This is a genomic window from Microcoleus sp. PH2017_34_RAT_O_A, assembly GCF_020737885.1.
GTDB lineage: Bacteria > Cyanobacteriota > Cyanobacteriia > Cyanobacteriales > Microcoleaceae > Microcoleus.
The window spans coordinates 76,115-100,210 of sequence record NZ_JAEQDD010000013.1 but is presented as its reverse complement, the minus strand read 5'-3'; the positions used below and the strand labels follow the sequence as shown (position 1 = coordinate 100,210).

Genomic DNA, 24,096 nt, shown 5'->3' with positions numbered 1-24,096 from the left:
TTTTAGGCCAAGGTATGTAGTTGCGCTTCAGCGCTCTTTCCTAATATTTGTAAAGAGCGCCCAAGCGCAACTACGTACCTAATTTCTCTGACTACAATAAAACCGTCCTTTCTGGATAGGATATATACAACTACTAATAGGCTAAGGTATGTAGTTGCGCTTCAGCGCTCTTTCCTAATATTTGCAAAGAGTGCCCAAGCGCAACAACGTACCTAATTTGTGTGACTGCAATAAAACCCTCCTGTCAGGATAGGATATATAAAACTACCAATAGGTCAAGGTATGTAGTTGCGCTTTAGCGCTCTTTCCTAAGATTAGCAAACTTACAGTTTTTATTGTTCTTGTGGGATGGGCGTCCCGCCCGTCCCGAAAAGACGGGCGGGACGCCCATCCCACAAACTTGTGTAAGTTATTAAATTTTCGTTCCTAAGGAGCACGATCTCATTTGGCAAGATGGGAATCATGGCCGGCTGGGGCTTCGAGCTTGACTGGTGGGGTAGCTTTGAGATCGTCGAAGAGGGCTTTTTCTTCACGAGCAATTGCATTGTAATCATTCACTTTCTGCTTGTAAATATCGAATTGCTCTTGAAAAGCAGCAACGCGCTCCTGCTGTTCGCGCACTCCATCGTTAAATTCTTGCACTTTTTGATTGTAATCAGATTTTTTTTGTTCAAACTGAAACACCTTTTCTGGAGAGCCGTTACCCTGTCGGTAAGATTCTTCAGCTTGTTCCTTAAAACGCATTAAATCCAATTGCAACGCATCTAGATTGCGTTTCTTCGATCCGAGTTCGAGATTGTGCTCTTTGATTGTTTGCTTGGTTTGTGCGAGACTTGCTTCTAAGGTCTCAATTTCAGGTTTGAGTTGCTGGGATTTCTCATCTAATTTTCGCACGATCTCTTGAGACAGATCGGCTAACTTTACCACTTGTTGGCGATCGCGAAAGTAACGCTGATAGTATTGTTCGAGTTCGACATCGCCGAGATAGCCGAGTTCTGTCCCCAGATACGAGTGCAATTCGTTAACATACAAAGCTATATCCTTTTGCTGGTATTGCTTCAATATGCTAGACAAGCGATCGTTTTTGATTTGCAAAGCAGCTTGTTTGAGTTGGGGTGTTAGCTTGTCGCGATCCGATGGACTGAGGCGAGTGTAAGCGGCATGGAGCATTTCATGGGCTGCTGTCACTTCCATCACGCCTTGAAATCGATCGTCTGTAACCGACTGAATCGCGATTTTGCCCGATTTACCGTTGGTGAAATAGCACCCAAAGATAATTAAGGTATCCTTCACCTTTTCTTTTGTTTGACAGATTTTAAAGAAGGTTTGCTTGGGTTCGATGGTTGGAGTTTGCCGGTAGAAAATTTGTTGCGCTTCCCGCGTCATGGTGGTGGCGGTGGCGAGACGTTCGATTGCTGCTGAAGGTGGCGCTACACCAATCCACTCGTCAAGCTGCGAATTTAAGACAATCCTAGAGATGGCCACAACTAGCACAATTATCCAGAAGTTCTGCGATCGAAATAAGTTTTTTATCGACCATTTTATATTCATAAAAATTTTGGTAAATCCATTTCTTTAAAAACTGCTAGGCGCAGATAACGCTGGTAGGTTAGTGACTCGGTGGAGGCGCTAATTTGAGTTTTTATTTGGGAATGTAGGATGCAAATTCATCGGAGCGCTACAGTTGAATTACAATTTTACCATTGAGTTACACCAGACGACCGATCGATCTGCCTTTCTTGTTCAAGAAAAGATGTCAAATGGGTTCTGTAGCCTTTCTCAGGTAGATGAGGTACAATGTGACCAACCCGACTGGACATGATATGAGTCGCGATCGCACAACTCGATCTGCAAGATACTGCTACAATCGTTAGCAGCATTGAACCGATCGATAAACTCATTGCTAATTTGGGCGATCGCACCAGAATCTTCATCTATATTACAGATGATACCTAGCACGACACTAACTAGATTTTGCCTTCTCCGAATTCCAGGCCAAGGTCTGACAGAAATATTTAGTTTTTGCTCTAAATCGATCGCTAATCCAATTATGTGACCTTCAATCCAGCCGCCGCATTTTTCTAAATTACCAACTTCTGCACTACTTACCGTCAATACTAAAAACGCATTTGATTGTTCCAGTAAATCAACGGACTCAAATAGAGTTGTCCAAGTGGTATTTCCCGCCAATACTTCCGACGCAATTTCTGCACCGCGACCCAATTCGCGGCGCAATATTTCTGCGGTCGATCGCGTGACATTTCTGGTACTGTTTTGACAAGGTGCGATCGATGTAATTACAGGCAACCATTCCCGCGATTTTTGTACTTGATACTGTGTTCCGGCTTCAGTTAATGCTATTGGTTGAGTCCAATCGTGTTGGCTGAGGATTTGGAAAAAATGAGCAAGTAATATATCTAGGTTTAAGTGTTCGCTATGAATAGAACTCCAAGCTGTCAGTAATGCCCAAGAAAAATTACCGAGAAATCCCCAAGCATTACCGTGAATCTGACGTGCTTTCGCCCAGGTTCGCACCGCCCTTAACAAGTTTATAAATAAATCCCAGGACAAATGTTGGCTGACTGTATCTACCATTAAATCCGCTTCCAAAGCACCTACTACGGCACTCCAACTGACGGCATCAAAAAATGGTCTAGCCTCTTGAGATAATGGTTCAATTATCTGGAATTGTCCGAGGGTTGTGGCAGAGAGTAAATCGACTGCCACTCCTTCTATTTCCATTCTCAATACTGGTACTCTCCCCGATTTTACCAGTTGGGAGCAATAGCACAATCCTGCTAATCTAGTTTGTACCTGTTTGAGGAATGTTTCTCCTGTTAAAGGGGCAGGAATTATACAAAGTAAATCTAAATCGCTGTGGCTGCTTTGTATGCCGATCCGCGCCGATCCAATTTGCTGTAATAATGGTTGGTAGCCTAAACATTCTTGACAGGCTTGGGTGACGATCGACTGAATTAGTTCTTGATGCAGTGTCTGTGTTTGAGTGAGTTTGGGATCGAGTTGGTCGATTATTTGGATTAGCGATAAGTTAGACTCATTTTCTCCTGTTTTTGCGCCGGAAATTTCTGAGGGAGTTGCTGATTTTAAAGGTATCCGATATCTAATCTCGAATGGTTCGTTATCGCGGCGGCTAATTAGGGCGATCGAGTCTACTTGAAATTTGACTGGATGCCATTGGGAAAGTTCGGTTTTGGCGACTTCGGTTGTGTCAAATTGACCTACAGTTAAATGGGGTGTGAATCCGTTAGCTGATTTGCTACTTTGTTCATCACATTGCGGAAATATTTGTTGAAGTATTGCTTGTAATTGATGCAGTGGATCGGCAGGTTGAGGAATCGGATTTAACCATGCCGTACAGCTAGAAGAGTGCGTGAAAGTTTCAAAGTTTGATAAAGTTATAGTAAATGGTTCTAGTTTTGTCAGTGCTTGGGTAATGGCTGCTGCTGCTTCTGAAAAATATGATTCTGGCAGAAAACCATATATTATATTGATATGAGGCATCCAACGATGAAATTGCCGATCGCAACGGCGGCGAATACTTTGAATTGCAGGTAAAATGTCATCCGGTGGAATGATGACAACTGCACTTTTATAGACAGGTGAGATGGTTTGCAAACAGGTGATGGATTCTAGTTGGGTGAGGAGACCAAAATGATCTGAGGGATAGATTTTTCCTTCTGTATCTGGTATGGGATTGCAGGCAAATAATTCTATTTGACGAGATATCCAATCTCGGTTCTGACTCCGTAACATCATCCTATCTAACCGTCCCGCAAGTCCAGTTAGACTCATTAATGCTGCCAAAGGATTAGCCTGGGGATGGAAAGTGTATCCCGGATCTTCGGGATGCAGTGTTTGCCAAAGATCGATAAAATTGTTTGTCGTTAATATCTCTGCTGGTTCGTTGTCTTTGGCATTGAAATCGCCAACAATTAGACAATCTCCCGGCTGTGAGTTTAGGTATTCTAGCAAGATATTAAGTTGCTTATACCTGACTTTTTCAGAATTTTTATTGTAATCGCTGGTGAAATGGACGGCGGCGACATTGAGAGTTTTACTATTCAGCAACCACTTTCCTACTAATACCCGCTTCCGTGGCGAGTAGCGATATTCTACTAAAGTAAATGGCAATCGCGATAGCACTAATAAACCGTGCCATTCCAGCGTTTCGCCTTGGGGAGATTCGGAGATATGATAAGCCTGAACCCAATCCTCAGCTAATAATTTTTCTAATAAACGCGGTGTTACTTCTTGAAGGGCGATAATATCGGCATCACACTGACGCAGATGCTCTATAATTATCGGAATTCGCTGGGCTGTCTCGGTAAGTTCTGACTCGTAGAGATCTGATAATACGTTATAACTGACAATTTTTAATCTGGTTATCGTTACCGACTCTAAGGGCAAATTCCTGGCTTGCCAATTTTGTTGATTGTATTGGTAAATAGATCTAGTCGGGAAGTCTTTCACAAAGGTGGGATTTGATTGTTGAGGATCGATTTGCAGTTGCTGGTTTGCCGATTCTATATTTTCCGTGGCGACAACCCATGCCGCGACTGGTAATTCTCCAGTAGTAAACAAGTCTACCAGCCGATCGCGATCCCAAACAATTGTTTCCCCACATTTAACATAACGAATCCGATGCCAGGGAATATCGCCATCGACTGCCCATTCTGACAAAGGCTTTTCCCGCATATTACCAGAAATGCGATCGCTAAAACCAAGGCTAAAGGCACGATGGTCTAAACGACTATCCCATAAAATGCGATCGTAAATCTCGCGGATTGTCGCCATTTTGGGTTTTGGGGACTTTGGCTGTGACATGGCATGATGCGGTTATAGTTACGCGTGTACCACGAATATAACTATATTGTACTACACAAAAAAGGCGATCGTGTCGGGTGCGATGGGTGTCGATAAGGTATAGCCTTTCTCAGAAAGATGAGGTACAATAACAGCAGTGTGTAAACCAGTTAAAAATATTTGATGATGTAACTTGACCCAACGCCAACTCTATGGCTTTGGCTAATTCTTGATAATTAGGTGTCTCGATCGAACGGAGAATATTTTTAAGCTTTGACCACAGATTTTCAATTGGTGAAAAATCTGGTGAATAAGGAGATAACAATATTAATTTTGCCCCTTTTTTTTCGATAGCTTTTTTCACTTCGTCTCCCAAGTGAATGGGACAATTATCCATGACTACACAAGCCCCTTTCCATAGTTTTGGCACAAGTTTTCTGATAATAAAAGCTTCAAATGTAATTGCATCAGTTCCGCCTATTAGATTAACCGATGTCAAAATTTCAGACACTGACATTGCTCCAATTATTGAGACATTTTGACCACGTTTAGTTGGCTTTGGCCCCTTGGCTCTCTGACCTTTCAAAGCTCTAGCATATAATCTAACCATTGCCAAATTAACTCCAGATTCATCAATGAATATTAAGTCTTTCAAACTAATCTTTTTAATTTTTTCCCAGAACTCACATCGCAGTATTTGGACTCGCTCTGTGCCTTTGCCTGAAGGGAATAGAGTCTTTTTTTTGACGGTAATATCTAAGAGTTTTATCATTCTTGCTATTGTCGATATACTAACAGAAAATCCAATTTTTCCATAAAGTAAATAACGAAGTTCTTCAAGAGTGGCATCATTATTTTCTTCAATCAATTTCAGTTCGGGGAGTAATATTTTTTGTTTCACGATATTGTTTAAGCAATTTTTGTACAAAGCTGAGGGCTACAGAAAAACGCTTAGCTATTGCTTTTTGTGAAATCGGTTCAGTATGATAAGTATCAAGAATTTTTTGCCGAAAATCAATCGAATACGTTTTCATTTTTCACAATGTATGAAGAGGAGTACAAGTAAACGTGTTGTGAGTCAACTTCTTCGTGCTGTCAGAACAATGCTATTATGTGTTATATCGCTTCCGCTGGGCTTTACTGAACCATATAATTATAGTTCATTCGATCGCGTCTTATCTGTTTGATCCTCATGAGTAAGTGTCAGTAACATCATACCTCATCTTTCTGAGAAAGGCTATAGCTTATTCCCATTTCCCATTGAAGGTTCGTAGTGTGGACTTTAGTCCGCAACATACTGCGGACTAAAGTCCACACTACGAACAATTTTTGTTATGTTAATCGACCGGACTTGATATTACAGGCAATTATTAACTTGAAAAAATTGAAAGGGGATGATAATGCCTATCAGCTTCGGATTGGTGACTATCGAATAGGTTTTTATTTTGATGGCGAAACTGTTACTTTTGCCAGGGTGCTTCACCGGAAAGATATTTATCGCTACTTTCCACCATAAAACTGTTTTCACTCTGACAGAACGTTTTAGGTAACTTCTCCTTGTCCTTTGAAGTAGTAGATTAATGTATTTGTATCCGATTAGTTCCACAGGCGATCGCCCTTTACGACAAAAAGTGCGATCGCCATTTTCAACTACTAACCAGAAATCACCTGGTTCAGCAAATGAGCCTGAGAACCCTCAAGACGAGGGCCGTGAATCTGCACCACCATTGAAGCCAAATAATTGCCCCAACGAGCCGCTTTTTCAGCGCTCAAACCATTAGTAATTCCAAACAAAACACCGCCTGCAAAAGCATCGCCAGCACCCACAGTATCGATCGCCTTTACCGGATATCCAGCCACATCTACAATCTGTTTGTTTTCCACTACCATGCAGCCTTTGTCCCCATTTGTGATAAAAGCCAAATCCGAAATCTCGCTCATCTTGCGAGCGCACTCTTCCAGAGATTCCTCCTTGAAAAAGCTCCGAACTTCGTCAGAGTTGCAAAAAATGACATCGCAATATTCCGAAACCACCTTGTGAAAATCATCCGCAAATCGATCGACCAAAAAGCCATCCGAAAAAGTAAAAGCCACCTTCACACCCAGACGCTTAGACTGTTCCATCGTCTCAATACTAGCCTTTCTGGGCTCGGTCGCATCCCAAAGATAGCCCTCAACATAACTGTACTTGCAATGAGACAGGCGATCGACATCAATATCAGTCGCCGCCAGAGTAGTAGAAACCCCCAAATTAGTACACAGCGTGCGTTCCGCATCCGGCGTAGTCAGCACGACACAAGTACCCGTGGGCCCATTCGACTCAGTAGCAGGATGCACATTAAAATCAATCCCAGCCTCCAGCAAATCTTGGCGGTAAAATTCGCCGTTAGTATCCTTAGCAACCTTCCCCGAATAATAGCCTTTACCGCCACTCTGAGCCAAACCAATCATCGTATTTGCCGCAGAACCCCCCGATCGCATTTGCAGCGAATTGTGTTCCAAATCGTGCAAAATTCCCCCCTGTGTTTCCGAATTCATCAGCGTCATCGCGCCGCGATTCAGCCCGTGCTTGACCACAAAATCATCTTCGACTAATGCTAGGATGTCTACAAGGGCATTGCCCACGCCAAACACATCTACGGAACCGGATTCTTGATTGTTTTCTGTCATCACTAATTTTTGGTTTACACTAACTATCAACTCTATAATAAATCGGATGAAAGTCAATATCCTTGCATCCCCAAATCCAAATCCTCAATCCCCAATCCCCAATCCCCAATCTAAAAATCCCCAATCCCCAATCTAAAAATCCTCAATCCAAAATCTAAAATCTAAAATCCAAAATCGATATGACTTGTCTCCCACCTCTGATTCAGCAGATGTTGCAGCCCGGGTTTTACCCGCACGGGGTGACAGAACCAGTGCAACTAATTCAGACTCACATTTCCTTTGTCCTGCTGACTGGAGATTATACTTACAAAATCAAGAAGCCAGTCGATTTTGGCTTTTTGGACTATTCGACTGTGGAGAAACGGCAGCATTTCTGCATCCAAGAATTGGAAATGAACCGACGCACAGCACCGGAAATTTATCTCGAAGTTTTGCCAATTATTCAAAGTGGCGATGCGTTTCAATTTGGCAGTAATTCACCAGATGTAAATCCCACCCAAGTTGCTGTAGAATACGCGCTTAAAATGCGGCAGTTTCCTCAAGATTCACTGTTGCTCAGTTTGTTGGAACACGGACTATTGACCGAGCAAATTATGGCAGACTTAGGGCGCGAAGTTGCTAGGTTTCACAGCAGGGCAGTTAGTAATAGCTACATTCGCAAATTTGGCGAAGTCACTCAGATTCGTACAGCAATAGATAACAACTACCGGATTTCCCAAAAATATATCGGCGGGCCGCAGACTGCGAGTCAATATCGGGAAACTAAAGATTATACTGATGCGTTTTTTGATGAAAATCAAGACTTGTTCGAGCGACGGATTGCTAACAATAAAATTCGCGAGTGTCACGGAGATTTGCACTTGCGGAACATCGCTTGGTGGCAAGATAAAATATTGCTGTTTGACTGCATTGAATTTAACGAGCATTTTCGCTTTGTGGATGTCATGTACGATATTGCTTTCACCGTCATGGATTTGGAATCGCGGGGGCGCAGAGATTTAGGAAATGTTTTTCTCAATACTTACGTCGAACAAACAGGCGATTGGGAAGGACTGCAAGTGCTGCCGCTGTATTTGAGCCGTCAAGCTTATGTGAGAGCAAAAGTAACTTCGTTAATGTTGGACGATGAAGCGGTTTCTACTAATGAAAAAGCACAGATTTCACAGAGTGCCGCTCATTACTACAAACTGGCTTGGGAATACACAAAGCCGCGCTCGGGAAAGTTAACTTTGATGTCTGGTTTGTCTGGTTCTGGGAAAAGTACAGCGGCTCGATATTTGGCCCGCCACACTGGGGCGATTCACATTAGATCCGATGCTGTTCGCAAACATTTAGGGGGAATTCCTTTAAATGAACGCGGTGGTCAAGATTTGTACTCGGATGAGATGACGGCACGGACTTATGGTAGATTGTTAGAGTTGGGGATAATGCTGGCTGACCGAGGTTGGGATGTGATTTTAGATGCTAAGTTCGATCGCCAAAACTGGAGAACCGATGCGATGAATCTGGCTCAATCCCACGGCTTGCCCCTGCAAATCGTTTACTGCACCGCACCAATGGCAGTATTGCGACAACGACTGCAACAGCGCAGAGGCGATATTGCCGACGCCACAGCAGAACTATTGACCTCGCAGCAAGCAGAAGCAGAACCTTTTACACAATTAGAGCAAATTTCTCTAAACGTTGTAGATACCGCACAAGACTTAGATGTACAATTAAATTTGATTTGTGGGAAGTAGTTGGAGTGCGATCGCCCGCGATGAATTTCATTCTCTGCTAATATTGTCAATATCTTTCTGTATTATTACAAAAATAACTTGCAGCTCATGGCAAAATTTAACGGAGACTCCAAGGGGTTTAACCCCGCGCTGATCTGGTTCGTGTTGTTTACCGTTGGGTTTCGCTTAGTAGGATGTAGTCTGCCCGTGAGTATTGGCCTTGGTGTCCTCGGCGGCGTGGCAGCAGGCTTAATGGTTGCTTGGTGGCACAATGAACTACTACTCAACCCGAATACACGTTCCAAGGAGAAAACCTCGGATGCTATCCTCAATAAAGAAGTCGTGGAAGTAGACGGGCATAAATACAAAACCTCCCGGCGTGAGCCTACTTCATTCTTTGACTGGCTATCAGAGCCTGAGGATCGTCGCTAGCACCGATTTGTTTTTAGTATTGAGTTTTGAGCTTTAATTTTAACAGTGTAAACTTCAAAACTCAATCATAAAAATTAAACTTTTAGACCAAAATAGTTAGCAGATCCCTGCCACTCCCAAGCTTGCCTATTTTAAAAATATAGCGGTTCTCAGAAAGATGAAGTACGTTGTTGGGCTTTAGCCCTCTGAGTTTATCTGAGTTTAGTGGTTATATAAGCTGTCAGTCATACCTCATCTTTTTGAGAAAAGCCATATCTGCGTTTATCTCGGTACATCTGCCTTTAATCTGTGGTTTTCGTATTAATAAAATCTTGGCAATAACTCTACCAATGCCCAATGCCCAATGCCCAATTCCCAATTCCCAATTCCGAATTCCCGCTAACGAGCAATTTTAATTACTTCCTGAATGTTTGTATTTCTGTCTAAACTTTTACCGCTGTTTATTTATCCTTTGGGGTTCAGTTGCCTGTTAATGATGGCGGCTTTAATCGTGCTTTGGAAGCATCCCAAATGGGCGGCAGCACCAATGGCTGGGGCTCTAATTATTTTACTGCTTGGGAGTAGCGGTTGGGTGTCAAAATCGTTAGTGCGATCGCTCGAATGGCAAAATTTACCAACCGCCGAGTTCCCTCAAGCTGAAGCGATTATCGTGTTGGGTGGCGGTGTGAAAGCAGGACTAGCGCCCCGCCCTTGGGTAGAATTGGGGGAAGCGGGCGATCGTATAATATACGCTTCCCGACTTTACCGTCAAGGCAAAGCTCCCCTGTTAGTGCTCAGCGGCGGTAGAGTAGATTGGAAAGGTGAGGGCTCTCCCGAATCGGCAGATATGGCAGAAATTGCCCAAACAATGGGCATACCGGCATCAGCAATTCTGCAAGATCCCGATTCCCACAACACCTATCAAAATGCCGTCAACGTGCGGCAAATCTTAGACGCAAAAAACATCAAAAAGCCCGTTTTGCTAGTGACATCGGCGATGCACATGACTCGATCCCTCTTGATTTTTCAGCGCCAGGGAATAAAAGTAATCCCAGCACCAACAGATTTTCAGATAACCCAGCAGGATATCGCCACATCTCAAAGCAACGGGCTAGCATTCGCCCTCGACTTATTGCCGGATACCTATTATCTACACCAATCTACTAAAGCTCTAAAAGAATACATCGGCTTAATCGTATATCGCCTGCGGGGATGGCTTTAATGGATTTTAGATTCTGGATTTTGGATTTTGGATTGCAGAATTTTAACTAATATCAAGCAAGAACAATCAATGCAACAATATTGATGATGATTCTTGTGGGATGGGCGTCCCGCCCGTCCTCTCTGGACGGGCGGGACGCCCATCCCACGAACTTCTGTAAATTATTTAATTTGCGATCCTAAAAATCTACCCAGCGACGCACCAGCACGACAATCTCTGAATAAACTAACTCAACGCACGATTTTTTATAAATCTTATAAATTCTAAAATCCCAAATCTAAAATTCGAGGATTTAATGTGTTAAATTAAAGTAATCACACCAAATATTTGCCACAGTCGCCCCCAAACAATTATGTTGCCCCACGAGCTACAAAACATTGTCCCAGAACCGACTCCAACGGCTGAAATTTTTCAGAGACATCAAGTTGTCCGTGAGTTTTATGACGAAGTTAAATACCGTCAAGAATTTGAGCTTTATTGCCAGTGGTATTATGCTACAGCCAAGCAGCACCAACAAGAATTGCAGAAAATGCAGGGAGATTTTAATATATTCGCTTGGTTCCGTCGCGGACATACTCCGGGCACGTAAAAGCGCGGGGATTCTAAGGTCAAACTGCGATTGCATGGCCTGTCTAACATCACCTAACTCGGGCGGTTGATGCCAAGAAAAACAAGCAAGTTATTCTTGGCAGGGTTTTCATCCTGTCCATCGATCGGATCTGGCCTCGGCGGTAGCCGTTTTCAACAAATATCCCTATTTCAACTGCTCGAATAAATACCTCTTTCTTGCAGTTGCTGAATAAAAAACTCTTCCAAAGAAGGCTTAGCCAAATTCATCCCAATTAGCTGCCCTCCCATCACGCTCAAATTAGCAATAAAGTCCTTCGGATGTCCCTGCAAATGACCGTACCATAAATCATTATCAACTTCCATATCCGGTATCCATTTTTGCAGAATATTCAAATGGCCACCCTTACCTTGAACTCGGTAAGTTTTAGTATTACCCAAAAGTTCATCGATCGCACCAACACAGATTAACTCACCGCGAGCCAAAATTGCCACCCGATCGCAAATCTTCTCCACATCCGAGAGTACGTGCGAATTAAAAAAAATCGTTTTCCCTTGATTTTTCAGCGATAAAATTATCTCCCGCATCTGATAGCGCCCCATCGGATCTAAACCAGACATCGGCTCATCCAAAAATACTACATCGGGATTGTTAATCAAAGCTTGAGCCATGCCGATCCGTTGCAGCATTCCCTTAGAATACTGGCGCAACTGTTTTTTAATTGCCGCCGATTGAGCTAGCCCAACTAAATCTAGTAAATGCGGAATTCGCTGCCGCTGAATCGAGGGGGGGATTTGAAATAAGCCCGCCGCAAATTGCAAAAATTCCCAGCCCGTGAGATAATCGTAAAAATAGGGATTTTCTGGCAAATAGCCGACTCGTTGCTTCACAGTGCGATCGCCCAAAGGCTTCCCCAACAACAGCGCCCTGCCAGAAGTCGGCCGCACTATCCCCAGCAAAGTCTTCAGCAGCGTAGTTTTCCCCGCTCCATTCTGCCCTAACAGCCCGAAAGTTTCCCCCTCAGAGACAGTCAGAGTGCAATTTTTGAGCGATTCAATCTTTTCGTTCATCCAGAAGCCAGTACGGTAGAACTTCCCCAGATCGAATGTTTGCACCACTGGGGTAGCCCCTGGCATCTGGGTGGAAGTTGGCGCATCTATAACAGGTTCCATTTTCGTCATAAAAATAAGTAGCACCTGATTATATTCTATTGCATAAGTCCCTTAATAATTGCTCCATTTAATGTTAAACTAAGATTAGCTGCACTTAAATTTTTCTGAATATGGAACGTTCAAAAATTATTGCTATTATCACCGGCGTCATTTCTGTAATCCTAGCAGTTGCCTACCTGCTGCTCGTCACTCTCCTCGACTTCCGAGGCGAAATGGTTCCCGCACCTCAAAGTCAGTTGCCAGTATCGCTGCAAGTTCAGCAATTGGCGACAGTTAATCAGACTTTGCCCTCACATTAGTTATTGGTTATTGGTTATTGGTTATTGGTTATTGGTTATGGCAATAATAACTAACAACCAACAACTGCCAACTGCCAACTGCCAACTGCCAACTGCCAACTGCCAACTAACAACTAACAACTAACTAATACACATGAATTGCTTTCATCATGTGATATGCAACTAGCAACTGCGTCAAAGCTAGCGGGTAACTTTGCAAAACTTCGCCAGTTGTGCCGATTAGTTTGCCAATTTCCGGGTTGCCTTGGGCACTGCAAAATCCCCGCAGGTGGGGCATTTCGTTGCACAAAATCTTTTCCAGTTCGTTTACTTGTTCGCTCGTAGCGTGGGAGTCTACTTCTAAAACATCTACTGGTTTCCCCATATCGCGATCGAGTCCCAAACGAATGGCCGGTTTAAAACTATCGCTGCCTTGAGCTAAAATCTCAGTAAAATCAGGGTGAGGAATTGTTGGTCTCAGGACTAAACGCACGCTCAAATTTGATTCTTTGTCGGCTTCTGGCGGGTAAAAACTAACTACAACATCGGCAAATTTGCGCTGGGGGCGAATATAATTTTCTGAATCCGGTTCCCGCTTTTCCATTTCTGCAAGTACCTGTTCTTCAGTATAACCGCGCTTCATAATATCGCGCTTAACTTTCCACTGAGTTCGCAACTCTTCTGGGGGAGCAAGATACACTTTGACATCGTAAGAATCGCGGATGGTTCGGGTTGAGTAACCCAGCAAACCTTCAACTATTACAAATTTTTCTGGCTTGATGTATTCCGGGGGATCGAATGTACCTGAGTGGTGGTTGTATATGGGTTTGAGAATTGCTTGACCTGTACGCAGCAGGCTGAGGTGCTGCTGCATGATGTCGAGGTAATTGCAGTCGGGATGCAGTGCTGTGAGCCCGATTTCGGCGCGCTGCTGTCTGTCATACCTATGATAGTCGTCTGTGCAAATCACAGTGACATTTTCTGGCCCCAATACTTGGGCAATTCCCCGCGTCAGGGTGGTTTTGCCTGCTGCGCTGTCTCCGACAATACCGAGAATGATTGGTCGATCGCTCATTGTTGTTACCCCGACGGACAATAGCAAATTTTTTCTGAATCTTAAATCTTATCAAAATTGTACTCGATCCGATCGCTAATCGCATGGTTTGACTTGCTCCCTTCCCGAGTTTCCCCATGTGTAAAATTATTGTATTATTTCTTAATAAAATGTGGCACCAGAGACTCAGGGATGATATGACGAAAAAATCACGCCCATTTCTCGATCGCCCGCCATGTCGATCGTACTTTTAAATCCAGCTATACTAAGAATTTCGGGAAAATTAGCCCCGCCAACTGTGCCAGTAAGTCCATGAGTGTAGTGTAAATTGCAACAGCGGTGGGAATAGTGCGATATGTTTGTTTTCAAAACGAGTACCAAGCAGTCAATCAACTTACCAGTCAATCAATCTACATGGAGGGCGATCGAATTTACCCACAACATGAAGTTTTTGGCAAAGCTTTTGTTGTGCCTGACAAATTAGTATACATTTGAGTCAAGGAGGCATTCGTACATCAAAAATAGGGCCAATCGCTCTTTCTCCCTGCTTCAACAAGTAGTTTCATGAAAAAAAAGATTTCGATGCACCGTGCGTAAGTTTTGAATTTAAACCAATCTTATAGCGGTTCTCAAAAAAGTGAGGTATGCCCGATGCCCGATGCCCTATCCCCGATGCCCATGAGTACCTCATCTTTCTGAGAAAGGCTATAAGTTTAACTAACTTCCTAGCAAGCTGATGAATCAACTATCTTTTGAAAAATTCAGGGGCAGTATTTTAATTATTGACGACACTCTTAACAATTTAAGTTTACTGGAGCGAATCTTGTCGAAAAAAGGCTATGAAGTACGACTTGCATCTAGCGGCCAACGGGGACTCGAAGCTGTGGAGTTGACTCAACCTGACTTAATTTTGCTAGATATTATGATGCCTGGGATCGATGGCTATGAAGTTTGCAGTCGCTTGAAAGCTAGCGATCGCACTCGCGGCATTCCCATTATTTTTCTGAGTGCTTTGGTAGAAGTTTCTCATAAGGTGAAAGCCTTTAATATTGGCGGGGTGGATTACATTATTAAACCTTTTGAAGCAGTAGAAGTGCTAGCTAGGGTTGAAAATCAATTGCGGCTGCGGGAATTAGAACTGCAACTTACGCATAAAAATCAGATGTTGCAGCGGGAAATTGCTTCTCGGGAAGAGGCAGAAATTGAAACGCGGTTGCTCTTGGAAACAACCAAATTTCAGAAAGAAGAAATTGAAGAATTGCTCTTAAATATTTTGCCTAAACCGATTGCCGATCGCTTGCAGGAAGGACAAAGCATAATTGCTGACAGCTTTTCGGATGTCAGCGTTTTATTCGCTGATTTGGTGGGATTTACAAATTTTGCATCTCAAAAAAGTGCGGCAGAAACGGTGAAAGTTCTCAATCAAATTTTTAGTCAATTCGATCGGTTATCGTTAGAGCACGGTTTAGAGAAAATCAAAACTATTGGTGATGCTTACATGGTAGTCGGCGGTTTGCCCCAACCGCAAGAAAATCACGCAGAGGCGATCGCCCAAATGGCACTCGATATGCAAGCTGCTCTCGCTAGCTTCAATCTCAAACACAATCAAACTTTTAGTCTCCGCATTGGGATAAATATTGGTGGGGTGGTGGCGGGAGTCATTGGTTTAACTAAATTTAGTTACGATTTGTGGGGGGATACAGTGAATGTTGCTCACCGGATGGAATCAAACGGTATTCCGGGAGAAATTCAGGTGACTGCTGCGGTTTATGAGCGTTTGAAAGATAATTTTTCCTTTAAAATGCGCGGTGCTGTTGAAATTAAAGGTAAAGGAGAAATGATGACTTATTTGTTGCTCGGGCGAAAGTAGTCAGTAGTCAGTAGTCAGTAGTCAGTAGTCAGTAGTCAGTAGTTAGTAGGGGCGGTGCCCCCGTGCCCGCCCTCTTAGTAGTCAGTTGTCAGTTGTTATTTGTTGGTTGTTATTTGTTGGTTGTTATTTGTTGGTTGTTATTTGTTGGTTGTTATTTGTTGGTTGTTGGTGATAATTAATAACAACCAATTCCCGATGCCCTCTTTGGCCGATGCCCAATGCCCAATTTCCAATTCTCATATATTAGATTTACTGAACATTAACAAGTATTTTTAGGCACACTGCATTGGCGCATTCATACGCAAGACACCAGTGTTTTGCGTTCATATAAGGCATTTAATATTAACCGCAGAAACTTATACGTAAGTAATTAACTCTAATCCCGATCGTCCCAGTATAAAATACTATTCCGTAGCAGCTCAGTAGAATTTTAGATCGAAAGCTCGAAAATTCGCTGTTTATGCCCTAAGATAGATACACTAACTATGTTCAACTTAATTCCTGGCTTGGGGTCAGCCAATATGGATGCAACAATAGATGCAGTACATTTGACTGCGGTAATGCCTGGAGATCGCCCGATCGCGAATTTTACACCGATTTATCGAACCGCTTTCGGGGCTGTGGGCGATTGAAACCGCTAACCCGCCTGTAGCAAACTCTTGTAGTTTCCCGATCGGCGCGAAACGACCAAAAATCTAGATATTCCGGGCGCAATTCCTGCCCGCAGTATAAAAACCTACGCCCGCAGTTACCGATTTGTTGTGGACTTCTGCGAGGCGGTTGTGCCAGAATGCGATCGTCGAGTTGCATCGCGTGACAGTTAATTGCATCGCTCGAAATAGTCATCAAGCAAACAGATATTCCAGGACGAAATCGAAAGGAGGTCAGTTATTTTAAAATATATGAAAGATTCCTATCTGGGAAGTTTTATTTATAGTAACCTGCCAGATAAAATGGGATAAATTTTAGCACAAATAGACGCCGGATCGGCAATAAATTCCAGCCGCAATCCGAAGTAGTTAGACAGGGAGATACCAACAAGATTCATGGGAAAGTTGTGTTGTAATGCTAGTAACTATGATGCACGAATTTTACGATGCGCTGGCAGATTTAGCAATCTATGAAGATGCCGCACCGACAAAGCGAAAACAAATCCTAAAACGTGTTTTTGTAATTCAAAAAAACCTCAAAGAATTCGCGCAGCGTAACCCGAATAGTCACCAGCACAAATTAGATCTGGTTGAAGCAGAATGGCTTCGCGTTTTTGGGAAGACTACAGAAGCAATGGAACTTTACGATCGAGCTATTGCCGGAGCTAAAGCTAACGATTTTTTGAATGAAGAAGCTCTTGCTTGCGAACTCGCTGCTAAGTTTTACCTGTCATTGGGAAGAGAAAAAATTGCTACAGTCTACATGATAGACACCTATGATTGCTATCTGCGCTGGGGAGATCGAGCCAAAATTGATGAATTAGAAAAATGCTATCCTCAATTGTTGTCAGCGATTTTGCAGCCTGCTAAACTCGCTACAGATTCATTAGCAACCTTCGCGATACCTGTCAAACAAAATCAATCTGTACCTTCATTGATGAATCCGTCTGTGTCGGCGACAGTCTCAGATTTTGGGAATTTTTCAACTCTGCTAAAAGCTTGTCAAGCGCTTTCTAGTGAAAGAGATCTCGATCAACTAATTGCCAAACTGATACAACTGGCGATGAGAAATACAGGCGTTGACAAAGGAGTGCTGATTTTGCAAAACGGCAATCAATGGGAAATTGCTGCTGCAAGAGCGATCGACAATTTGGGTGTCGATCGGGCGATCGACTTATCATCCGCAACACTCGATAAAAACAGCGATATCCTGCCCCTAAACATTGTTGATTGCGTTAAAGAATTGTTAAAACCTGTGATTTTGCGGGACATTCCTCAACAATGTGATTGGGAGTCCGACTCCTACATCCTCAAATACCAACCGCAGAGCCTGTCGTGTTTGCCGATTCTCGATCGAGACAAGTTAGTCGGCATTTTGTATCTAGAGAATCTGTTAACTGCAAGAGTTTTTACGCGCGATCGGCTGCAATATCTCAATCTCCTGTGTTCTCAAGCAGCCATCAGTTTGTCAAATGCTCTGCTATATAAAAATTCTCAGGATTACAGCCAAAAATTAGAGCGAATGCTAACAAAAGTCAGCCGAACAGAAGTTCAGCTTGCCGAGCAAAAACAAATGCTGCAAGCGATTCTTGATGTCGCTCCGATTTGGATTTGGATGGTTAATCCTCATGGAAAAGTACACTTTTTCAACAACACTTTTTGTCAAGATATCGGTGTGCCTCTCTCCGCTTTACTAGCTGTCGAACATTACAAAGATATACTAGGAGAAAATGCAGCGAATTGCCTGGTTTCAGATGCAGCCTGTCTTGCCCAAGATTCGCCCCATTACTCCAACGAAACTCTAATGTTTGTGGACGGCAAACTGCACTATTTAGAAGTCACAAAAGTGCAGTTAAAAAAATCCGATGGCGAGAGGATCGGGATTATTGGTTTGGGTGTTGATGCCACCGAGCGTAAGCGAGCACAGGAACTTTTGCAAGAGCAAAATCAGCGCCTCGAACAAACTTTAAAAGACTTACAACAAACGCAACTGCAACTCGTACAAAATGAGAAAATGTCGGCTTTAGGTAATTTAGTTGCCGGAGTCGCCCACGAAATTAACAATCCGATTGGGTTTATTTCGGGCAATTTAAGTGAAGCTAAAAGAAGTTTCGGGGATGTAATAGAACACTTAGAATTGTATCGCTCTGATGCACCCAAATCGGAAATTGCGAACCATGCCGAAGAGATAGATATCGATTATCTCTTGGAAGATTTACCGAAGATGATTAATTCCATGCAAGTCGGGTGCGATCGCATTTCCAGCATCAGCACCAGTTTGCGTACATTCTCCCGAGGCGATAAAGACTACAAAGTTCCTTTTAATATTCACGACGGCATTGATAGCGCTATTTTGATTTTGAAACACCGTCTAAAAGCTAACGAAAATCGCCCGCAGATTGAAGTGATAGCTAAATACGGTAATATCCCTAAAATTGAATGTTTTCCGGGTCAATTAAATCAAGTTTTTATGAACTTACTTGCCAATGCGATCGATGCCTTAGAAGAGTTAAATATTGGACGCACTTTTCACGAAATTGCTGTCAATCCCAACCGCATCACGATTTGCACTAATTTAATTGGGGAAGATTATATTATAATTCAAATTGCTGATAACGGAACCGGGATGCCAGAAGAAGTAAAAAAACAGATATTCGACCATTTGTTCACGACAAAAGCTGTCGGGAAAGGAACGGGATTGGGGTTGGCAATTGCCCATCAGATTGTGGTAGAAAAACATGGCGGCACTATCGAGGCGAAGTCCCAGTCTGGAGTTGGCACTGAGTTTGCGATCGTTTTGCCTGTGAAAGTGAAAGGATAAATATTAATTAAAATTAAATGTTCTTTGGGCGATCGCGTGATAAAATATAATTTTACCACTCTATTTTATTAGAGGGTCTTTTAAATGCCCTACAGCCAATTTAGGCTCGAACAAATCAAATCAGAATTTGGAATAACTCTCTGCGAGCAATTCGGACTTTTTGCAGAGATTCCAGAGGCTAACTACAGCCAGTTTTTGTCGGAAACCCTAGAGTACAATATTCCGCTAGCTTTGGCAATTAACTCGGACAAATCTCGATCGGAAATGATTGTATAGCCTTTCTCAAAAAGATGAGGTATGACTGACAGCTTATATAACCCTTAAATTAAGAGGGCTGAAGCCCAACAACGTACCTCATCTTTCTGAGAACCGCTGTAGCGCCAATTTTGATTGAACTCAGAAAACAATTTGACAATCGAATAGCTTTATTTTCCGGTAAAGATTTTACGGTAGATAGCCTGAGAGGTTTAAACGGATTTTGCGATTTCCTGATTAGCAAATCGCCGGAACAGTTAATTATCGAAGCGCCGGTTATTGCTTTAGTCGAAGCCAAAAATGATAATATAGAATCTGGTTTGGCTCAATGTATGGCTGAAACGATCGCAGCTCAATTGTTTAACCAACAAACAGGCAATGAAATTAAGAAGGTTTACGGAGTTGTGACAACGGGAAGTCTCTGGAAATTTATGCAGCTAGAAGAACAAACTATATCGATCGATATCAATGAGTATTTTGTGGGCAATCCTGGCAAAATTATCGGTATTTTGAAAAGTTTTATCGAATAACGTTGTACAATTTGTTTGTAGTGAGGACTTTAGTCCTTCTATGGATGCGGACTGAAGTCCTCACTACGAACCAAATTACTAAGTTGGTAAGTTCAATTTGATTATTTGTCCCACTGATACTTCGTGCTTATGAGTTGCTACTACCACGGCGCCTTCTAGTCGCGGATCGTAACATCCAACCCAAGCAGCAGGATGGCATTCGTGCACTAAATACCCGTACAGCCAAATTGCTCCTCTACCTTCAATGACAATTCCTTGGCTGAATTGAACATTTTGAGGGATTTTCAAACCTTGTAAATCATCTGGTATAATAATACCGTCTTGAGTAGTAATTCGTAAGCGTAAATGTTGGTAGGCTAAACCGTCTTGAGTTTGATTGGGGATTATTGTTAATTCAATAGGATTCATTGGATGCAAAAATGTTGAATGTTTTTACAGAATCATATCATGTCCGATAGCATGGGCGGGGGCGGGTTTATGAGATTGTAGATTATGGGCAATTATTGTTGGTGAACCCGCCCCTACAAAATTTAACATCATACAATTCCGAATCAAACAGACATGATATCATATATAGCATTTATCAGAAAGATGAGGTATGACTGACAGCTTATATAACCGCTTAAACAAAGAGAGCCCAAGCCCAACAACGTCCGCGAACCTATCTGAGAAGGGCTATACCTTTTAGGGCAAATTTGGAATTCGATCGCCCACTTTGAGTCCCAACTGGGCCGCCCTACCGCCTTTGAGCTCGATCACTCCGTCAACGGGAACATCGGGGCCGTAGTTGGGGCAGGTGTCGCTGAAACAGGGCGGTACGTTGGGAATTATCGCCTGCACTACCCCTTCGCGCAGAAAAATCATATCGAGCTCGATTTGCACGTTTCTCATCCAGAAACGCACATTCCGCGGGGGGGCGATCGCGAAAAGCATTCCCCTGTCATCGGGCAATTCTGTGCGAAACATTAAGCCAATTGCTTGTTCTTGGGGAGTTTTTGCCACTTCCAGCCCGATCGCCCGATCGCCCAAAATCGCATTTACAGAAACTGGTAAAAGTTGACCCATATCTATCCCACCAAACATTGAGATAAAGTTTGATTCAGTCAAATTAAATCTTCCTGAAACTACTCCTAAATAGTTACCAGAATTTTTATTTTGCATCACAGTTTGGTTCTCGGAAACAGAAATATTCAAATCGCTAAACTTGATGCCTTCTGTCAAGACAATTTTATCATTGCCGCTGCCAAAATCTGTAATAACATCGGCTTGGGTGACAGTAGATGCAGCAGAGGTGCTTTCAATCACAAATAAATCATCGCCCGCGCCTCCTGTCAAGATATCTTTGCCTTCGCCGCCGATTAGTAAATCGTTACCCCGATCGCCATTAATCGCATCTTCACCTTGTCCTCCATAGATTGTATCGCTTCCTTGACCTCCAAACAGGGTATCGGCGCCTTCGTTTCCGGCGATCGAGTCATTGTCGCGATCGCCAAAAATCAGGTCATTCCCCGCCAAACCTTGAATAGTGTCATTCCCTGCAAATCCTCTCATAGTATCGCTTCCGGGAGTTCCCAGAAGAAAATCGAAGCCGAAAGTACCGCCGATGTTAACCATTTTGCGTTTAATGATGCGTTTCATAAGAGGAAGATTTGGCGATCGGCATCCGCCAACCGGTACCAAAAGCTCGATCGCTAATTTTCAAGCCCGGGGCTGCTTGTCGCCGTTTAAACTCCGATTGCCTGACTAATTTTACTACACGCTTAACCACGGCTTCATCGTGTCCCGCCACGATAATTTGTTGGGCAGATTCGTGATGTTCTATCAACCGCTGCAAGATGTCATCCAAAATATCATAAGCAGGCAAAGAATCTTGGTCAACTTGCCCCGGTTTCAGTTCAGCACTCGGCGCTTTATTAATAATATTAACTGGAATAATTTCGCTGTCAGGGGACGAGAGTACAGCCCCTACATATCCCCCTGCATTCAGCCACCGACAAAGCGAATAAACGCGAGTTTTTGGCACATCGGAAATGACTGCCAATCCGCCATTCATATCGCCGTAGAGAGTGCAATAACCCACCGACATTTCCGATTTATTGCCCGTGGAAAGCAGCAAATGTCCGAATTTATTAGAAATCGCCATCAACAGATTGCCACGAATGCGCGATTGGATATTTTCCTCGGCAATTCCGAAAGTGGTATTGAGAAACAAATCGCCGAGAGTGCGATCGTAAGTTTTCATCAAATCGCCGATCGGCAACATTTCGATCGCAATTCCGAGATTTCGGGCTAACTCCAAAGCATCATTAACCGAATGATCCGAACTGTAAGGAGAAGGCATCAGCACCCCTAACACATTTTCGGGCCCGATCGCGCAACTGGCGATCGCCGCCACCAAAGCCGAATCTATCCCGCCACTCAAACCAAGTACAACCTTAGAAAAACCGCATTTGCGAACATAATCTCGGACTCCCAAAACCAAAGCCGCCCAAATTTCCGCATCCCCGAATGGCGGTTCAAAACTTAAATCAGTTGTGGAAATTAAATCACTTGTGGAACGGGCATCTTGCCTGTTCCCACCCCCGAGCAAATCTTGTTTGTTTTCATCATATTCCAGCACTGCAAAATCAGTTTCAAAAGAAGCCAATACTTGAATCAAATTCCCCTGACGGTTCACCGCAAAACTGCTACCATCAAAAATAATATCATCATTTCCCCCTACCTGATTAGCATAAACAATCGGTATTCCTGAACGGATGACACTGTGCTGCAACATCGCCGATCGCACTCCCCGCTTGCCAACAGAATAAGGCGATGCCGACAAATTCACCACTAAATCCACGCCCAATTTTGTCAAATCGGAAATAGGATCGCCCGCGTAACTGCGTTTACCCCAAAACTCCTCATTGTTCCACAAATCCTCACAAATTGTCACACCAATTTTGAGTTCACCAATAGTGAAATAATTACTGTTTTGTCCCGGTTCAAAATATCTATCTTCATCAAATACATCATAGGTAGGCAACAAGCGTTTATGAAAAACTTGTTGCACTGCGCCATTTTGCAACAAAACAGCACTGTTGAACAATAACTTCTCGCCTAGTTTCACAGCATCAGCATTAGGTACGGCAGTGCCGACAATGACTGCTAACTCCGGTGGCAAAGCTTGCGCTAGTTGTTCCAAATATGCGGCAGCAATTGCAATGAAACTCGGGTTCATCAACAAATCGCGAGGCGGATAACCCAGCAGCGAAAGTTCCGGTGTTAGTAATAAGTTGGCGCCCTCAATCTGCGCTTGTTTCGCTGCCTCCAGAATTAGGTTGGAGTTGCCACAGATATCACCAATAGTAGGGTTGAGTTGTGCGATCGCAATTTTCATATTACCAAGTCACCTAATAAATCTTGCTAGCAGTCCGCTCGCGCGGACTCAATTTCCTATAGTCTTAGACTTGAATGTAGGGAAACATTACCAGAAAGAATTGGTTGAAAGCCTCTCCCTTTTAAGGAGAAAGTTAAATCAGACGATTCATTACTTCAATCCACTTCCTTCTAGGTAGAGGTCGTTGTCAACTGTCAACTGTCAACTGTCAACTGTCAACTGAATCAGATTTGTAACGCTTCAATTCTTCCTCAATAAAATGATTGACCAAATCCCGGTAGAGTTTTTCTACCACATCAGGATTCAAACCCGATTCCAAAGCCCACTCGCGTCGCTGTTGTAACATAGCCTGAAAGCGATCGGGCGCTCTAACGCTCGCTTCACTCGTTTTGAACCTGGCTGCTGCAATGACGTATTGAAATCTCTTGCTCAAAGCATCGATCACTTCTCGATCGATGATATCAATTTCCTCGCGAACTTCATGAATATTAGCACATTGATCTGGGTCTTTCATCTGCTGCACTCCTTAATAGATTGTTTTCTCATATTACTCAATTGAACTCGTAATGTCAGTCGATTTTAGATTTTAGATTTTAGATCTTAGATTGACTCCACGGATTAATCTGAGAGATTTAACCTTAGTCTAAAATTTGGCGATCGACTCTCAGCAAGCG

At 43.1% G+C, this 24,096-nt stretch carries 20 protein-coding genes and 1 pseudogene; 9 read left to right on the top strand and 12 right to left on the bottom strand.

The annotated features are described in order from the left end of the window. Positions 1 to 441 precede the first annotated feature (441 nt). The 4 genes and pseudogenes from JGK11_RS06770 to JGK11_RS06750 all read right to left on the bottom strand — a co-directional run bounded on the left by JGK11_RS06770 (position 442) and on the right by JGK11_RS06750 (position 7,494). Positions 442 to 1,551, bottom strand: a complete 1,110-nt coding sequence (locus JGK11_RS06770; RefSeq protein ID WP_293182359.1) for a hypothetical protein — start codon at positions 1,549 to 1,551, stop codon at positions 442 to 444. A 228-nt stretch (positions 1,552 to 1,779) separates the two neighbouring features. Then, positions 1,780 to 4,845 (bottom strand): poly(A) polymerase, encoded by a 3,066-nt coding sequence (locus JGK11_RS06765; RefSeq protein WP_293211059.1) that lies wholly within the window; start codon positions 4,843 to 4,845, stop codon positions 1,780 to 1,782. A 109-nt stretch (positions 4,846 to 4,954) separates the two neighbouring features. After that, positions 4,955 to 5,858, bottom strand: a pseudogene (locus JGK11_RS06760) (IS630 family transposase). 619 nt (positions 5,859 to 6,477) lie between these two features. Then, a complete protein-coding gene (locus JGK11_RS06750) occupies positions 6,478 to 7,494 on the bottom strand; it encodes an adenosine kinase (protein WP_293182365.1) in 1,017 nt (338 codons plus the stop codon). A 179-nt stretch (positions 7,495 to 7,673) separates the two neighbouring features. Between JGK11_RS06750 and JGK11_RS06745 the strand changes: the two genes are divergently transcribed. The 4 genes from JGK11_RS06745 to JGK11_RS06730 all read left to right on the top strand — a co-directional run bounded on the left by JGK11_RS06745 (position 7,674) and on the right by JGK11_RS06730 (position 11,434). Further along, entirely contained in the window at positions 7,674 to 9,233 is a 1,560-nt protein-coding gene (locus JGK11_RS06745; RefSeq protein WP_293190227.1) for a bifunctional aminoglycoside phosphotransferase/ATP-binding protein, read from the top strand. 87 nt (positions 9,234 to 9,320) lie between these two features. Next, positions 9,321 to 9,644 (top strand): hypothetical protein, encoded by a 324-nt coding sequence (locus JGK11_RS06740; RefSeq protein ID WP_293156260.1) that lies wholly within the window; start codon positions 9,321 to 9,323, stop codon positions 9,642 to 9,644. Positions 9,645 to 10,050: 406 nt separating this feature from the next. Then, positions 10,051 to 10,845 (top strand): YdcF family protein, encoded by a 795-nt coding sequence (locus JGK11_RS06735; protein WP_293190229.1) that lies wholly within the window; start codon positions 10,051 to 10,053, stop codon positions 10,843 to 10,845. Positions 10,846 to 11,197: 352 nt separating this feature from the next. After that, complete coding sequence (locus JGK11_RS06730; RefSeq protein ID WP_293156254.1) at positions 11,198 to 11,434, top strand: hypothetical protein; 237 nt, start codon at positions 11,198 to 11,200, stop codon at positions 11,432 to 11,434. Positions 11,435 to 11,604: 170 nt separating this feature from the next. On the opposite strand, the gene JGK11_RS06725 is transcribed toward JGK11_RS06730, so the two are convergent. Next, a complete protein-coding gene (locus tag JGK11_RS06725) occupies positions 11,605 to 12,585 on the bottom strand; it encodes an ABC transporter ATP-binding protein (protein WP_293182463.1) in 981 nt (326 codons plus the stop codon). A 110-nt stretch (positions 12,586 to 12,695) separates the two neighbouring features. On the opposite strand from JGK11_RS06725, the gene JGK11_RS06720 reads away from it, so the two are divergent. Further along, entirely contained in the window at positions 12,696 to 12,884 is a 189-nt protein-coding gene (locus tag JGK11_RS06720) for a hypothetical protein (RefSeq protein WP_293182371.1), read from the top strand. 124 nt (positions 12,885 to 13,008) lie between these two features. On the opposite strand, the gene JGK11_RS06715 is transcribed toward JGK11_RS06720, so the two are convergent. Both JGK11_RS06715 and JGK11_RS06710 read right to left on the bottom strand, forming a co-directional pair. Beyond that, on the bottom strand, positions 13,009 to 13,938 hold the full coding sequence (locus JGK11_RS06715) for a phosphoribulokinase (RefSeq protein ID WP_293197109.1): 930 nt from the start codon (positions 13,936 to 13,938) through the stop codon (positions 13,009 to 13,011). A gap of 165 nt (positions 13,939 to 14,103) precedes the next feature. Beyond that, positions 14,104 to 14,286: a hypothetical protein gene (locus JGK11_RS06710; protein ID WP_293182375.1), complete on the bottom strand. Its 183-nt coding sequence runs from the start codon at positions 14,284 to 14,286 to the stop codon at positions 14,104 to 14,106. A gap of 367 nt (positions 14,287 to 14,653) precedes the next feature. Here JGK11_RS06710 and JGK11_RS06705 point away from each other — a divergent pair, with 367 nt between their 5' ends. Further along, positions 14,654 to 15,787, top strand: coding sequence for an adenylate/guanylate cyclase domain-containing protein (locus JGK11_RS06705; protein WP_293182377.1), 1,134 nt, complete (start codon positions 14,654 to 14,656; stop codon positions 15,785 to 15,787). A 588-nt stretch (positions 15,788 to 16,375) separates the two neighbouring features. Here the strand turns inward: JGK11_RS06705 and JGK11_RS06700 are convergent. Further along, positions 16,376 to 16,633 carry a hypothetical protein gene (locus tag JGK11_RS06700; protein ID WP_293156235.1) on the bottom strand — a complete coding sequence of 86 codons (258 nt, stop codon included), beginning with the start codon at positions 16,631 to 16,633 and terminating at the stop codon, positions 16,376 to 16,378. Between the two features lie 219 nt (positions 16,634 to 16,852). On the opposite strand from JGK11_RS06700, the gene JGK11_RS06695 reads away from it, so the two are divergent. From JGK11_RS06695 to JGK11_RS06685, 3 genes are all read left to right on the top strand, one after another. Beyond that, complete coding sequence (locus JGK11_RS06695) at positions 16,853 to 19,258, top strand: ATP-binding protein (protein WP_293182379.1); 2,406 nt, start codon at positions 16,853 to 16,855, stop codon at positions 19,256 to 19,258. Between the two features lie 84 nt (positions 19,259 to 19,342). Next, positions 19,343 to 19,534: a hypothetical protein gene (locus JGK11_RS06690; protein ID WP_293197108.1), complete on the top strand. Its 192-nt coding sequence runs from the start codon at positions 19,343 to 19,345 to the stop codon at positions 19,532 to 19,534. 110 nt (positions 19,535 to 19,644) lie between these two features. Then, positions 19,645 to 20,043 (top strand): hypothetical protein, encoded by a 399-nt coding sequence (locus JGK11_RS06685; protein WP_293211057.1) that lies wholly within the window; start codon positions 19,645 to 19,647, stop codon positions 20,041 to 20,043. Between the two features lie 78 nt (positions 20,044 to 20,121). On the opposite strand, the gene crn3 is transcribed toward JGK11_RS06685, so the two are convergent. From crn3 to JGK11_RS06665, 4 genes are all read right to left on the bottom strand, one after another. Continuing rightward, complete coding sequence (gene crn3 / locus JGK11_RS06680) at positions 20,122 to 20,451, bottom strand: CRISPR-associated ring nuclease Crn3/Csx3 (RefSeq protein ID WP_293182385.1); 330 nt, start codon at positions 20,449 to 20,451, stop codon at positions 20,122 to 20,124. 276 nt (positions 20,452 to 20,727) lie between these two features. Then, complete coding sequence (locus JGK11_RS06675; protein WP_293211055.1) at positions 20,728 to 21,681, bottom strand: DUF192 domain-containing protein; 954 nt, start codon at positions 21,679 to 21,681, stop codon at positions 20,728 to 20,730. Further along, complete coding sequence (locus JGK11_RS06670; RefSeq protein ID WP_293211053.1) at positions 21,665 to 23,422, bottom strand: NAD+ synthase; 1,758 nt, start codon at positions 23,420 to 23,422, stop codon at positions 21,665 to 21,667. The genes JGK11_RS06675 and JGK11_RS06670 overlap by 17 nt, the downstream gene beginning before the upstream one ends. Positions 23,423 to 23,630: 208 nt before the next feature. Beyond that, the gene (locus tag JGK11_RS06665; protein ID WP_293182391.1) at positions 23,631 to 23,936 is read right to left on the bottom strand and encodes an isochorismate lyase; all 306 of its coding nucleotides are present in this window, start codon (positions 23,934 to 23,936) and stop codon (positions 23,631 to 23,633) included. Positions 23,937 to 24,096 lie beyond the last annotated feature (160 nt).

Coding starts and splice junctions, on each gene's coding strand:
- JGK11_RS06770 (WP_293182359.1), bottom strand. CDS start 1,551: ATGAATATAAAATGGTCGATAAAAAACTTATTTCGATCGCAGAACTTC.
- JGK11_RS06765 (WP_293211059.1), bottom strand. CDS start 4,845: ATGTCACAGCCAAAGTCCCCAAAACCCAAAATGGCGACAATCCGCGAG.
- JGK11_RS06750 (WP_293182365.1), bottom strand. CDS start 7,494: ATGACAGAAAACAATCAAGAATCCGGTTCCGTAGATGTGTTTGGCGTG.
- JGK11_RS06745 (WP_293190227.1), top strand. CDS start 7,674: ATGACTTGTCTCCCACCTCTGATTCAGCAGATGTTGCAGCCCGGGTTT.
- JGK11_RS06740 (WP_293156260.1), top strand. CDS start 9,321: ATGGCAAAATTTAACGGAGACTCCAAGGGGTTTAACCCCGCGCTGATC.
- JGK11_RS06735 (WP_293190229.1), top strand. CDS start 10,051: ATGTTTGTATTTCTGTCTAAACTTTTACCGCTGTTTATTTATCCTTTG.
- JGK11_RS06730 (WP_293156254.1), top strand. CDS start 11,198: ATGTTGCCCCACGAGCTACAAAACATTGTCCCAGAACCGACTCCAACG.
- JGK11_RS06725 (WP_293182463.1), bottom strand. CDS start 12,585: ATGGAACCTGTTATAGATGCGCCAACTTCCACCCAGATGCCAGGGGCT.
- JGK11_RS06720 (WP_293182371.1), top strand. CDS start 12,696: ATGGAACGTTCAAAAATTATTGCTATTATCACCGGCGTCATTTCTGTA.
- JGK11_RS06715 (WP_293197109.1), bottom strand. CDS start 13,938: ATGAGCGATCGACCAATCATTCTCGGTATTGTCGGAGACAGCGCAGCA.
- JGK11_RS06705 (WP_293182377.1), top strand. CDS start 14,654: ATGAATCAACTATCTTTTGAAAAATTCAGGGGCAGTATTTTAATTATT.
- JGK11_RS06700 (WP_293156235.1), bottom strand. CDS start 16,633: ATGACTATTTCGAGCGATGCAATTAACTGTCACGCGATGCAACTCGAC.
- JGK11_RS06695 (WP_293182379.1), top strand. CDS start 16,853: ATGCTAGTAACTATGATGCACGAATTTTACGATGCGCTGGCAGATTTA.
- JGK11_RS06690 (WP_293197108.1), top strand. CDS start 19,343: ATGCCCTACAGCCAATTTAGGCTCGAACAAATCAAATCAGAATTTGGA.
- crn3 (WP_293182385.1), bottom strand. CDS start 20,451: ATGAATCCTATTGAATTAACAATAATCCCCAATCAAACTCAAGACGGT.
- JGK11_RS06675 (WP_293211055.1), bottom strand. CDS start 21,681: ATGAAACGCATCATTAAACGCAAAATGGTTAACATCGGCGGTACTTTC.
- JGK11_RS06670 (WP_293211053.1), bottom strand. CDS start 23,422: ATGAAAATTGCGATCGCACAACTCAACCCTACTATTGGTGATATCTGT.
- JGK11_RS06665 (WP_293182391.1), bottom strand. CDS start 23,936: ATGAAAGACCCAGATCAATGTGCTAATATTCATGAAGTTCGCGAGGAA.